Annotated in this window: 8 protein-coding genes; 5 read left to right on the top strand and 3 right to left on the bottom strand. The window is 41.9% G+C overall.

The window, feature by feature from the left end:
• Window positions 1–108 precede the first annotated feature (108 nt).
• Genes DV872_RS21620 through DV872_RS21605 form a run of 4 tightly spaced genes read left to right on the top strand, consistent with a single transcriptional unit; the run spans window position 109 to window position 7083 of the window.
• Window positions 109–3216, top strand: a complete 3108-nt coding sequence (locus tag DV872_RS21620; protein WP_114632054.1) for an alpha-mannosidase — start codon at window positions 109–111, stop codon at window positions 3214–3216.
• A gap of 41 nt (window positions 3217–3257) precedes the next feature.
• Complete coding sequence (locus tag DV872_RS21615; RefSeq protein ID WP_114632075.1) at window positions 3258–4871, top strand: alpha-galactosidase; 1614 nt, start codon at window positions 3258–3260, stop codon at window positions 4869–4871.
• 39 nt (window positions 4872–4910) lie between these two features.
• Entirely contained in the window at window positions 4911–6335 is a 1425-nt protein-coding gene (locus DV872_RS21610) for an amylo-alpha-1,6-glucosidase (protein WP_158547109.1), read from the top strand.
• Between the two features lie 16 nt (window positions 6336–6351).
• Complete coding sequence (locus tag DV872_RS21605) at window positions 6352–7083, top strand: glycerophosphodiester phosphodiesterase family protein (protein ID WP_114632052.1); 732 nt, start codon at window positions 6352–6354, stop codon at window positions 7081–7083.
• 132 nt (window positions 7084–7215) lie between these two features.
• Here the strand turns inward: DV872_RS21605 and DV872_RS21600 are convergent, their stop codons facing one another.
• Window positions 7216–8037 (bottom strand): MBL fold metallo-hydrolase, encoded by an 822-nt coding sequence (locus DV872_RS21600; protein WP_114632051.1) that lies wholly within the window; start codon window positions 8035–8037, stop codon window positions 7216–7218.
• A 292-nt stretch (window positions 8038–8329) separates the two neighbouring features.
• Here DV872_RS21600 and DV872_RS21595 point away from each other — a divergent pair, with 292 nt between their 5' ends.
• Window positions 8330–8758 (top strand): HIT family protein, encoded by a 429-nt coding sequence (locus tag DV872_RS21595; protein WP_114632050.1) that lies wholly within the window; start codon window positions 8330–8332, stop codon window positions 8756–8758.
• A 102-nt stretch (window positions 8759–8860) separates the two neighbouring features.
• Here DV872_RS21595 and DV872_RS21590 read toward each other — a convergent pair whose 3' ends face one another.
• Both DV872_RS21590 and DV872_RS21585 read right to left on the bottom strand, forming a co-directional pair.
• Window positions 8861–11695 carry a glycosyl hydrolase 115 family protein gene (locus tag DV872_RS21590; protein WP_114632049.1) on the bottom strand — a complete coding sequence of 945 codons (2835 nt, stop codon included), beginning with the start codon at window positions 11693–11695 and terminating at the stop codon, window positions 8861–8863.
• Between the two features lie 26 nt (window positions 11696–11721).
• Complete coding sequence (locus tag DV872_RS21585; protein WP_114632048.1) at window positions 11722–14184, bottom strand: glycoside hydrolase family 2 protein; 2463 nt, start codon at window positions 14182–14184, stop codon at window positions 11722–11724.
• Window positions 14185–14382: the final 198 nt, after the last annotated feature.

Genomic DNA, 14382 nt, shown 5'->3' with positions numbered 1-14382 from the left:
AACTGAATTTACAAATAATATAAGTAACTAAACGTTTCAAAAATAAAAAAAACTCTATAGCAGGACAATAACAGAGTCCGGACGTCATAGAAATAAAGGATTAAATTAATGAATGAAAATACACGTATAAAGGACAAAATGCGGAGTGCATATACTCCTCAGCAATGGCTGGGTGTTCAGATTAACCAGATTTATGATCGACGTTTCACAGAGATAGTACAAATAGAAAAATGGGATAAAAAAGAATGTTTTTACCGGGAGCCCGGTAAGTATGACTGGATCGATAGTGAATGGAAAGATTATACAGCGGGAGAGAACTGGGGCGGTGATAAACGCACAGCATTTTTCCGGACTGAAGTAACAATTCCTGCTGGTTTTGATAAGAAATACACTGTTTTAAATTTAAACCCCGGCGGTGAAGGTGTTTTAAAAGTAGACGGGATATACACCGGAGGCCTCGATATTAAACATGATGTCATATTTCTGACAGATTGCGCAAAAGCCGGCGATAAATATAATCTTGAAATCGAAATTTACTGTAACGAAATGGAAGTAGATGCTGTTATCCACAATTTTTCAGTTTCAGAAATATGTGTTCTTGACAGAGAAATAGAAGATTCCTTTTATGACTTCATTTGTTTATTTGATATTATGGAAACCCCTCAGGCAAGTTCAGAAGTAATAGCCTTTTTACTGATCGAATTAAGAAATGCAATGGCAGTTATTGATTTTTCTGAAAAAAGTGAGTCCGTGTTTAAGCAGGGCCTTATTTCAGCAGCAAAATATCTGAAGGATCATGTTTACGATTCTGGTCGATTTCCTGTTGAGGGACGTTTAAACATGGTCGGTCATAGCCATTTAGACCTTGTTTATCAATGGGATTACAATGAGTTCCTCCGAAAGATCGGGAGAACCCACTCCACAGTACTCAATATGATGAAGGAATTTCCCGATTATCTTTTCTCTCAGAGTCAGCTGAAACTTTATGAGGATTTAAAAACACTCTATCCGGAAATTTACAATAGACTGAAAGGCCGGGTGGCAGAAGGAAGATGGGAAGTTATTGGAGGAATGTATGTAGAACCTGACTGTAATCTGATTTCAGGTGAATCTCTTATACGTCAACTCCAGCTAGGTCTGCAAATTACACATGATGAGTTTAACCAGAGTTCATCTGTCTGCTGGCTTCCCGATGTATTCGGTAATGCCTGGTTTATTCCTCAGATATTAAAAAAAGCTGGATTTAAATATTTCATTACGAATAAACCGGTTATCTGGAATGATACAAATGAATTCCCTCACAGTTCTTTCTGGTGGGAAGGACCAGACGGTTCAAGAATCCTGGCACATTTACCATCTACACATTTTGGAGCCAATGTTAATCCTGATGTAATGCTTACAAACTGGAATGAATACAAACAGAAATCAGTCAGTAAAGAAGCAATTTACAACTATGGCTATGGTGATGGAAGAGGCGGACCTAACAGAAAAGACCTACTGACTTCAAGAAGATTCAGAAAGTGTCCGGGAATCCCTAAATCCGAACTTACTCATGGTGAGGAATCATTCAAAAGAATTGAAGCTGATATAACAAAAATTCCTGTATGGAAGGATGAAATCTACCTTGAAACACATCGGGGAACATACACAACTCAGGCAAAGTTAAAAAAGAATAACAGAAGAGCTGAAATCCTATATAAAAATGTAGAAGTCCTCTCCGCCCTTGCAAGTCTCGATGGAGCAGTATATCCGGCGGATGAATTACTGGAAGGCTGGAAAATAATACTCAAAAATCAGTTCCACGATATACTGCCGGGATCCCATGTAAACACCGCCTTTCATGATTCTATAAAGGATTATGATAGAGCCTTTGAAATTGGTGAATCTTTATTTGACAGGGGTCTCAAACAACTTATTGCCAGAGAAGAAGGAAAAAATTCTGTAGCCGTTTTTAATACTCTGTCATGGGAACGAAGTGATAATGTAGAAATGATCTTCCATGTCTCGGGGATTACCAATCCCATTGTCCTTGACAGCAATGGAGTTGAAATACCTTCACAAATAATTAAGCAGGAAGGAACGATTATCAGTTTAATTGCTGCTGTAGAAAATATTCCTTCTTTCGGGTACAAAGTTTTCAGCCTTGCTGATGGAAAATCTGCATTTGACTCTCCCTTTAACTATTCAGAAAATAAAATTGAAAATGATTTTTTTGTAATTGATTTTTCTGATGATGGTTCAATAGCAGCTATTTTTGACAAGACAAATAATAAGCAGATTATTTTACCCGAAGGTGGAGCTAACAAATTCCAGATGTTCGAAGATGTTCCTGGAAAATATGCGGCATGGGATATTGTTCCTACATATAAAGATAGAGAATACCCCATTCCAGCTGTTGAAAAAACAGAAATAGTTGAAGATGGGCCCGTAAGACTTGTACTTAAACAGGTACGGAATTTTTATGAATCCCGTATTGAGCAGAAAATAGTTATTTATAGAAATTCTCCAAAAATAGATTTTATTACAGATATCGACTGGACAGAGAGAGATCGTTTATTGAAAGTAGGATTCCCTGTAGAAGTAAACGCCATGAGAGCCGCCTATGATATGTCATATGGATATATTGAACGGCCTACACACGATAATACATCATGGGATGCTGCTAAATTTGAAGTTGCGGCTCATATGTGGGCTGATGTTTCTGAAGGTGATTATGGTGTGAGTATACTTAATGACTGTAAATATGGTTTTGATATTTCAGGAAATCTTATGCGGATGACTCTTTTAAAAGGACCCCGGTATCCAGATCCCTTAGCAGATATTGGGCATCACAGTTTTACATACAGTCTTTTCCCCCATAAAGGAGACTGGAGAAGTGCTGAAACACCACAAAAAGCATGGGAACTGAATGATAAACTTCTTACAGTTCCAGTTACCGGTGAAGGCATTTCAGAAAAATCATATATAAAAATTGACGGTGACCATGTCATGCTTTCCGCATTGAAGCTAAGTGAAAAAGGTGATGCTTTAATTATCAGAGTTTACGAAGATCAGAACAAAAGAGGTCCGGTGAAGATTTCTTTCCACAAAGAGATGATTGAAGCGGCAGAATGTGATCTGCTGGAGAATGAAATCGAGGAAGTCATAGTTCAAAACGGCATGATTGAATTTGATATTAAACCTTACGAAATTCGGACTTTTAAAATAAAATTCTGATCCTCAGCTGCTTGCTGATGATAAGACTGAGTGGAATTTATATGAACAGAAAAAATATTATCAGAATACCAGACCTTCTTCAGGCTGAAACTGAAGAAGGATGGATCTCATTACATCTGAATGGTGATTCCTGGGATGGAAATGGAATAACAGTAACAACCCTTCCTGAAAATGAAACTGTTAAAGTATTGCTTCATTCTCCGGATATTGCTGTAAAAAGGCTCCTCTGCTCCTGGAAAGCCGATTTCTCACCGGGAGTGAAAATCCTCGGAGACCACTGGGAAAGAGGTTATGGAGATCTTGAATGGAGGGGTATCGTTCCACAACGGATAATGCCCTGGTATTTCCTGATCAATCAGGGAGAGTCCACAACCGGTTTCGGAGTAAAAACAGGGACCCGTTCCATGTGTTTCTGGCAGCTTGACTCCCAGGCGATAAAGCTCTGTGTTGATGTCCGTTGCGGCAGCCGAGGTGTGAATCTGGGAGAGAGAGTTCTTGAAGCAGCAGTCATTGTTCGCAGAAACAGCAAAGATGGCGAAAATCCTTTTACTGCAGCTCAGAACTTCTGTTCACTGCTATGTGAAAAACCGGTCCTTCCTGATTTCCCCGTTTACGGGGGCAACAACTGGTATTACGCCTATGGAAAGAGCTCCCATGATGAAATTATCAGAGATTCCGGGCTGATCTCATCTCTCTCGGAAAATACCGAGAACCGTCCTTTTATGGTAGTTGATGACGGATGGCAGACTGCCTGGGGAGGGGATACTCAGAATGGAGGTCCCTGGGACAGGGGTAATTTCAGTTTCCCCGACATGAACGGCCTGGTAGATGATATGAAAAGATCAGGAGTAAGACCGGGAATCTGGTTCCGACCACTAAAAACAGTAGCAACGATTCCTACAGGTTTCCAGCGCCATAAAGATCACGGGGCTATTCTTGATCCCAGTATCCCCGAGGTTCTGGATCTTGTGGGAAGGGATACAGCGCGGTTTGCAGATTGGGGATATGAGCTGATAAAACATGACTTCTCTACTTATGATATTTTCGGTAACTGGGGATTTGAAATGGGAAGTTCTCTTATTAAAGACAGCTTTGTTTTCAATGACAGAAGTAAAACTACTGCTGAAATTATATTGAACTTCTACAAAACCATTGCTGATAATGCCGGAAATGCACTTGTGATCGGCTGTAATACAGTGAGTCATCTCTCGGCAGGGATTTTTGCCGTCCATAGAACCGGTGATGATACAAGCGGTCGAGTCTGGGAAAGGACCAGGCTGATGGGTATCAACACTCTTTCACACAGGATGATTCAGCATAACAATTTTTATGCCTGTGATGCTGACTGTGTCGGACTGACAAAACAGATCCCCTGGGAGCTGAATCGTCAGTGGCTCGAACTTCTCTCGAAAAGCGGGACTCCCCTATTTGTCTCTGCAGATCCGAAGGATATAAATAAGAGAGAGAAAGAAGCACTGAAAGCAGCATTCACCAGGGCTTCAAAACCTCTAGCTGCGGCAGAACCACTGGACTGGATGGATACAACCTGCCCTGTCAGTTGGAAACTGGATGGAGAGAATGCAAACTATAATTGGTTCTCAGAGAAGGCAATAGGGAAAAGTATAGAACTGATACCCGAATCACTCTTCCATTAGGAAGAAAACAATTGGTTTTGTATGCAATCGGGAAAAGGTATGAACAATACATATTTTAAAAGTGACAATGAAGATCTGGAAAAAGCATTCAGGATTGCTTCAGGCGATATCGCCGGAAACATATCTCTCTATAAAGCTGAGTTCCTGCAACAGGAGGAATCCGTACTCATGGCAGGGATGTCCTATAATCGCCCCTGGACAAGGGATGCTGCCATTAATGTCTGGAACGGCTTCGGCCTCATCAACAGGGAAATATCCAAAAAAACACTTATTTCCATGCTCACAGAAGATGAGTTCGGTAAAAGAATCGGCGGGCAGTATTGGGACGCCATAATCTGGGTGACCGGTGCCTGGAATTTCTATCTTTACTCGGGCGACCGCTCTTTTCTGGAAGAGACAATGACAATTTCCCTTAACAGTCTTAAGTATTTTGAAAATACAGAATATGACTTTGAAACGGAACTTTTCCGTGGAGCACCCTGTTATGCCGATGGCATTTCAGCCTACCCGGATCGTTATACATCAGTAGGTTCTAATCATGATATACAGTATTGGGCTGAAAATAACAGAGAGCTCAGTCATGATAAGGGAGAAGGTCTGCCTATAGAGGCACTTTCAACCAACTGCCTCTATTTCAACGCATATAAACTCCTGTCTGTCATGGCATCTGAGCTTGGGATTGAAATTGACCCTTTATGGAATGAAAAAGAGAGAAAGATAAAAAAGGCAATAAATAATCAGCTCTGGATGGAGGATAAGGGTTATTACAGATACTTTACTGATCCCTGGAATGGTTCTGATGCTCAGGATGGCCTGGGACACAGCCTTGCCATTCTATTTGGAGTCGCAGATGAGGAACAACAGGAAAAGATACTGAAAAACCAGCATATATCTCCCATGGGAATTCCCTGTCTGTGGCCTGTTTTTGACCGCTATAATGACAGAGATGACCATGTAGGCCGTCATAATGGAACAGTTTGGCCCCATATTCAGGGGTTCTGGGGATCTGCAGCGGCCGGGATCGGTAATAAAAGCAACTTTGAAAAAGAGTTGAAGACATTAGCAGGTTTTGCTGTCAGGGATGGTCAGTTTGGAGAAGTCTTCCATCCTGAAACAGGATTAGAATACGGAGGACTGCAGGAAAATTCAGAAGGAGTGATAGAGGAGTATTTTTTTTGTCATCGTCAAACCTGGAGTGCTACGGCCTATTTAAGACTTATACTTACAGGTCTCTTCGGGATGAACTTCTCACCCCTTGGTATACATCTTTCTCCGATTGTACCGCCGGATTGTTCTTTTGCTCAACTTCAAGGACTTGATTACAGGAAAATGAAACTCAGTATAAGAATAAATGGAAACGGAGAACAGATTCAGAGTTTTTCAATGAATGGGAAGAGCTTTAACAGACCGTTCATTCCTTCAGATCTTGAAGGCGAGGTTTCTGTTGAGATTATTTTGAAATAAGGAATTAGAATAAATAATGGAATGGATTGTAAAAACCGGACAAAAAGTTAATGTAGAATTAGTGGCTCATAGGGGAGCCAACGGGGAAGCTCCTGAGAACACAATATCAGCTTTTAATATCTGTCAGGTACGGGATATAGATTATGTTGAGATTGATATCAGATCCAGCCTTGACGGCGTTCTCTACAATCACCACGATAAACGTCTTGGAAGAACATCTAATGGAAAGGGGCTATTTAGACTCAGAAGATCTTCTTATATTGACAGTCTCGATGCGGGTTCCTGGTTTTCTGAAGACTTTGCCGGAGAGAAAATCCCAAGAGTAGAAGATATTCTCATGGCTGTCGGAAAACGTACAAAACTTTTTTTTGATGTAAAATCCTGCAATCTGAAAAAATTATTGTCACTGATAAAAAAATACGAGATGCAGGATAGGTGTTTTTTCTGGTTCAAAAAGGAACATATGGTCAGATCATTCCGAAAAACAGCACCCCATATGGCCTTGAAAATAAATTGCGACACACCAGAACGTTTATCTGAATTGAAAGCCCGGTACAATCCTCAGATAATTGAGTGTCATTTAAAAAACGTCAGCAATAAAATGGTTGATGAATGTAAAAACCTGGGCTTAAAGCTGATGATCAACTATGGTGAATATGACATGGAACGCTTTAATAAAGCCCTGGAATCAGGAGCTGATATGATTGTTCTGGACTATCCAGTCAAATATTTAAAAGACCTTCAATAATTGCCCCGGAGATAACCCGGTTTCATTATATAAATAAAGATCCCTGAAGGATGGAGTTTTTCAATCTTCCATCCTTCGGACAACTCAACATTCTGTTTAGAATCAGAACGATGCATCGGGACCTTCACATACTTATAAATCTATCTCTAAACCATCCCAGGCAACTTTGAAACCTTCAGGTTCCATCAGGGAAACAAGTTCATCATGAAGTAATCCACCTCCATGAGAAAAATGCGTCAGAATCCACTGTGTATCTGAATCAGATAGTGAGATTTTATCGGCTTTTTCTCTAAATTCAAGAACATCGGGAAATCCCATATGGTATTGACCGCGTGATCGATTTGGTCCTTCCGTACATTCACTGATAACCATATCGACCCTCCTGTCCTTGAGGAATTCCCAAGTTTCCTCTTCATAAAACCCTGTATCACATGTATAAAGAAGGCTTTTACCATCTTTTTCAATTATATAGTTCAGGGGAAACTGATCCGGTCTGTGATTTGCCTTCAGAGTTGTCACCGAATATGGTGGCAAAGATAGAGTTTCAAAAGGACGAACTTCATTCATCAATCCCTCGAAATCACTCAAAGGGCTCTCCATTGCTTTCTTCATAATGGCTATACACTCAGAATTCCCAAGGACCTTCAGGTTTTCGATTACAGGTGGTACAGCATAGGGATGAATAATGTATTCAATTTCACCGGGACTTAGATGGTCTGCATGGGAATGAGTTATCAGTAAATATTTCAGTTCATGCATCTTCAAATTGTATTTATGGGCATGAATCAGAGAATCAGGTGGTAAATCGACTTTCAAAAGATCATCAATCTGAATGGAACATCTGGTTCTCAGATTTTTTACACCTAATTGCCCTGCTTTCCGACATGCAGGGCAATTACAGAACAATGCCGGCCAGCCTTCAGCAGCACAAGTGCCGAGTATTTTAATTTTCAATATGATCTCCTTATTTACATATATTTTTCCGGGCGCCGCCCTCTTTGAAGGTTTAATTTTACAGTAAAAACTCCGAAAATGATTAATTAAAAGTAAACTCTTGAGATAATTTCATTCATTATCCATCTCCTCTAAGGTTTACATCACCGTTGCTGCAAAACTGGCTGATATGGAAATGTTTCTTCATTAACCTCAGATTAGGTATTTGTCTCAAAAACAAAAAATATTAATTCATATCTTCAAAAACAACACATTGTATGATAATCTGACATATAGATAAGGGAGATTAGAAATGAACATAGACAAAAATTGTATGTATTGTACCCGTGATCACAGAGTTTCGGACTTGATGATTGAAATAGCCGAGTTAAAAGTCACCACCTTTTTCTTTTTCAAGGAGCAGACTCACCCGGGGCGATGCATCGTTGCTTATAACAAAGGACATAAGGGTGAATTATTTGAATTGGACACTCAGGAAAGACATGACCTGATGGATGACATGGCAAAGGCATCTGAAGCCATACAGAAAGTATTTAATCCAGACAAGCTGAACTATGCTTCATTTGGAGATAAGGGGCCTCATATCCATTTCCACCTGGTACCCAAGTATAAAGATGAAGCTAAATGGGGTGCCATCTTTGATATGATGCCCGAAGAAAAAAAGTTCCTCGAGGATTCACAATACAAGACCCATATTGAAGCTCTCAGAAAAGCGTTATAAAAAAAAGAATCTTCCTGTCTATCAGACAGGAAGATTGAACGGACTCCTATTATAGGAGTATGGAAAACACTACATCCAAAATGTCCGTAACATCATTGCTCTCTATGATACTGTGTGTTTTACAACAGTCTTTAATACAGGATCTAGAATCAGTTCCCTGAGGACTAAGCCGGGATCGAGAAGATAGATACGGATGATCTTTTTCTCTAGTTCGGAATGTTCAAAATCAATGTAACGTGATGTATATCCATGGATAACATTATACTGCCACTGGGGAGAGAACTCGTCTGCCTGGACATCAAATACCACAGGTTCAGCCTTATCAATTGAGACAGCATATCGAACCCCGCGGCCGGCATGTATGCGCTGGTTAGGTAATGACCTGATCAGAAGTCTACTGCTGCCGGCGGGGATCTCAATCGAATATTCCACCCATGGTGCATCAGAAATCTGCCCTGTACTGAGGGATGGTGCCGTGAAGGGAAAAGCGCAAATTCCGGTCCCTGTACCGAGTCCCGGTAAAGGAACAATATCTGAATGTCTGCCGTCTCCCCGGGCTGTATAATCACCGGCAGAGAGAGTCTTGAGGTGTTCTGCCGGTAATGGGAGAGTCATACTTAAACGAAGCTCTGATATAATGATTAAAGGGTCCCGGAGATCAAGAACCAGTTGATTCCTCCCTTTATTCACCTTGACTTTTGCCATCCTGCACCAAGTAGGGGGAGTCATCTTAGTATGCCAGGCATTTCCAAAGTGGGGAATGTCACATTCCCAGGGACTCTCATTGAATTTTCCAGTGAGTTTCGGAACCGGGACTTCTCCAGAGTAGGAAGATTCGCTGTAGCTGGGCTTGGTCGTTCTCACCCAGATATAACTGATCCCCTCTTGTTCCGAATTCCAGCTGAAAACGGCTTCCCCCCCCTCTTCGCTGCCGGATAAACCATCATTTTCATATTTAACACCCTTTGCTGTCTCAGCGTCATGGAGTGAAAAAATAAGTTCTGATACTGCATTCCTGCTCTCTTCGATCAATTTCTCCGTTGCATAGGGTGATTCAGGGCGGTTAAAACGCGGTTGACATGTCATGAAGTTTTCCCATTTTCCATTTCCCGACGAATTATAACGTCTGTCCAGCTGCTTCAACTCATCTGCAGCTTTCCTGGAAGAATCAACATCCTTCATTGCAGCGGAGACATCCCCCCGGACTGCATTAATTTGACTCCGTCGGCCGAGGAGCATCCGCTCATTCATCCAACGGGATCCCTGTACGGGATAAAGAATCAAATGAAAATAGGCATCCCCCAGTGAATCGGGTAAAGTATCAGCAACAGCTTCTGCATCATCAGAAAGCCTCCTATAGTCACTGATTCTCTTATCAAGCTCTGCCTCAGTGTATTCCAGACGATACACATGTTCCGGCTTTCCCGATGCGGCCAATAGATAGAAACGTCTCATGACATCAGCAATAGCATCGGCCCTCTCTTCACCAAAAGTTTCTGAGGCCCAGTGTTTCATATAGCCTTCTGCTTTATCCGGTGTCCAGCTGTTTATATCCCAGGCGAGATCAAGGGCGAAGTTCAACTCTTTTTCAGCCGGCTTAATATCACCTACATTGAACATCCAGATACGGTCAGCACCGAATTCATAGGCTTTGGTCAGTTCACTGGACATCAGTTCCGGTGAGATAGTACTGAGCCAGAGATAACCTTCGGGTGTACCCAGGAGAGAGAGGTGATAGTAAAGCCCCGAGCCTCCTGTGCGATTCTGCTCCTCAGGAGTGCTGAGCTGCCGCATATAACCGTGATTATCATCAACCCATAACAATGTGATATCATCCGGAACCTTCAGACCATTCTGATAAACCACAAGTACTTCTTTGTATAGACATAAAACCTGGGGGATCTGCTCCGGATTCGGATTAATACTTTCAGACAGAAGCAGGCGTTGGTCATCCAGGGCCTGCTGGGTCAGTTCGACCATCTCCGACATACTCTCGCTACCCTCGAGTTCTGTATCTTCTGTTCCCCTGAGACCGACGGTATAGGTGTTTTCATATTGACTGTTGCTTTCAAGGCGCTCTTTCCAGTAATCCAGAATTCCATCCCGATTAACTTTGTAGTTCCAGGGACCCATGGTGTCACTGTCCCACTCGGTCATATTATTACGCAGCATCTGCTCACAATGAGATGTTCCCATTACAATGGCATAATCTTCGGCCAGCTGCGGGTTCAATGGATTCTTGTTGAACCAGTGAGAAGGGGGATGCATGGCAGGCCAGCAATAATTTGCCTTTAGACGCAGTAAAAGCTCAAATACCCGGGTATAAACCTTCGGACCTATACGGCCCTCTTCTGTTTCAAAGGTTTTTTTCGCCCAGTCGTGCATGCTGTTCGGTCCCATGACTTCATCGTTGATGAAAAGTCCGCGGTATTTGACAGATGGTGATCCTTCCGTGTAATTCGATGCCCTCACATATAGAGAATCCCGCTTCTTTGGTCTGACTTCAGACCACCAGTACCAGGGAGACACTCCCATGGCTCTGGAGAGAGTGAAGATTCCGAAAACAGTACCTCGCCGGTCAGCTCCGGCGATAACAAGAGATGAATCAACTGTTGTAATCAGAAAGGCTTCCCATTTCCCCTTGATTTCGCTGACATCCAGTTGTCCTTCAGCAATGAGTTTATCAACAGGTCCACTGCTTCCGATAGTGCCGATAATGACAGTAGAGCTCCCGTCTTTGACATCATCAGTTCGTAAATACGGCTTTACTCCACTGACTGTTACAATATCCTGGATCAGTAAATCTGCTGCAATCCGTATAACTTTTGCATCTTTTTTATCAATCAGTAAGCTGGGAGCGCATTTATCCTGATCAACCAGAGGGAAAGTGTTTTCTCCAGGAGTAAAACATATTTTCAAGAGGCCTTGTTTTTTCATATTAGATATTTCCTGTATTCAGTTTTTTAGTAGCTATCCACCAGAGATCTAATACGGAAGGATTCATATGATTCCGGACTATTACCCAGGTGTCGAATCTGAATTTTTTTCTCATCTCCTGGAAAGAGGTGAAAATAGTTATCAGAAAAAACACAATCTCCTTCCATGAGATCCAACTCGACATAAATCGCCGGTTTGTCGCAGGACAGAGTCAGTTCACTTCTCTCATCACCCCAGTTTTTGAAAACAAAGGTTATTTCAGGCTTTTTCAGATCGAAATATTTATAGATTTCAAAAAAATGCGCCGACTCGTAAGTTCTTTCTTCACATTGGTAAACCGCACTGAGAACCGCGGATTCCGGGGAGATCCCATCTTTCAGATCAAATGTATACATGACCGCACTGGACCATGATTGACACTCCACAGTCAGGCTCTGCTCGTTGAGAACAGTTCCATCAAGGGAGATAAGGCGTACAGACAGGGTTCCTCTGGTCAACTTGTTCGACTCATTGGACAGATGAATAACTGCCTGTCTTCCTACTCCGTCAATGGAGAGGAGAATATTATCGTAGGCCCGTTTCACCCCATAATGCAGCGCCTTCCAGCGGCCGTAATAATCGATGCTGGACCAGGAAGCCACGGGCCAATTATCATTGAGCTGCCAGTAGATGGATCCCATACAGCGGCCACGGTTTCTTCGCCAGTGTTCAACACCGATACGAATTGCATCGGACTGGCTCAACTGAGAAACATAAGACAGAGAGTCGAGATCTTTGGGATAACGGAAATACTTGGACAGATAGGAGACAATTTTGGGATTGCCCCCTACCCGTTTCTGATGTTCTTCCATAACAGGAGAGAAGATATTCCTATCATCCTCAGATGTGAAGGATTCAATGGTTTTTATGGACGGAAGAGACTCGAATCCAAACTCCGACATAAAGCGGAAATAGTGATTTTTGTACTCAGACAGATCCTTATTACCGTGCCAGACCTCCCAGAAATGACAATCCCCTTTATCAGGTGAATTAGGCTCCTCAAAATACCCTCCCGAAGAGGGTGATGAGGACCAGTAAAAGATCTCAGGGCAGATCTCTTTGTGGATTTCCGGAATGACCATGTGATACTGTTTTATATACTCAAATTCATTTTCCTTTGTCTGAGGAAATGTATCATAATCAACAAAAAACCATTCCATCTCGTTGTTGCCGCAAATCAGTCCGAGACTCGCATGATGACGTATCCTTTTCAGATTATCCCGAATTTCTTCAGAAATATTCTCTGTAAACTCATCGCTTAACATATCGTAGATAGCACAGGCAAACATCATATCCTGCCAGACTATCAGGCCATAGCGATCGCAGAGATCATAGAAATAATCATCAGGAAATACACCGCCCCCCCAGACACGTATGCAATTGAAGTTGGCTTCACTGCAGTCACCGAGAAGCCTCTCAGTTCGCTCTTCATTCATCCTGTTGAGGTATATATCTTCAGGGATATAGTTAGCTCCCCTGGCAAAGAGAGGAATGCCGTTGACTTCGAAGTGAAACGTCTCTCCCCATTCATCTGGTTTACGAGCGATTGTCAGTGTTCTCAAACCGATATTTTTTTCAACTGTACCCGACACAACTCCATCAGCAGTCATATCAGCCAGAACGATATACAAATACTGCTCTCCCATGCCGTTGGGCCACCACAATTGAGGCTTATCAATTCTAATCTTTGTATTTTCAGCTGCCGAGAATGAGAATGGAATTTCATGTCCCGAAGGAGATGTCACAGTGCCGATAATATGGAACTCTTTTTCTCCCCAGTGTTCTGTTTCAGCACTGAGATCCAGGACCACATGATCTGAAAAATGACTCTGTGTAATTCTCAAATCATTGAATCTGCAGTCATCATATCTGACGATTCTTATTGCTCTCCAAATCCCGGCATCTGGAATTTGAGGTCCCCAGTCCCAACCGTAACTGCAGTGGCTTTTACGAATGGTATAAAAACCCGGAATTGTTGTAATACCCTCCGGATCTTCTGCCATGAGGGGTCGTCTGGCATGTTCCCTCTTTATATATTCCAATGAGTTTAAGAAGGTTATTTCAATAGAGTTTCCACCGGGAATCAGTAATTCAGCAATGTCGAAACTATAGGAACGATGCATGTTTTTTGTCTTGGCGACAAGAACTTCATTTACTTTTATTTCAGTCAGAGTATCAAGACCATCTGCTTCAAGAACAATCCGGCTGGAGCTCTTATCATATTGCTCAAAGAATTCATTTGAAAGCTCAAATGTTTTCCTGAAGATATAATCCCGATCCATCAATTCGGGAGCTTTGCGGTTGTTATTCCGGTAAAATGCACCGCCCTCCCCCATAGAACCGGATTTGTCCATATCATAGAGTACCGATCCGGGAACATCGCTCACCCAGCTATATTGTTTACAGGAACTGACGACATCCCATTTTCCAGATAAATCTATTGTTTTCAAAATTTTTTCCTTATTATCCCTTAATAGAACCTTCAGTCATTCCTTGAATAATCTGCTTGTTGAAGGCCAGATAAATAGGGCTTACTGAAAAAGTCTTTCAGGCAACCCTAGTTCTCCTGATTTTGAATCTTTCTTCAATTTCTCTCATTTCTTTGGAACACATTTTGTCCAAGTTCATGACAAATATTGAAAGGAAGA

This window comes from Oceanispirochaeta sp. M1, assembly GCF_003346715.1.
GTDB lineage: Bacteria > Spirochaetota > Spirochaetia > DSM-2461 > DSM-2461 > Oceanispirochaeta.
This window is presented reverse-complemented; position numbering and strand designations above follow the sequence as displayed.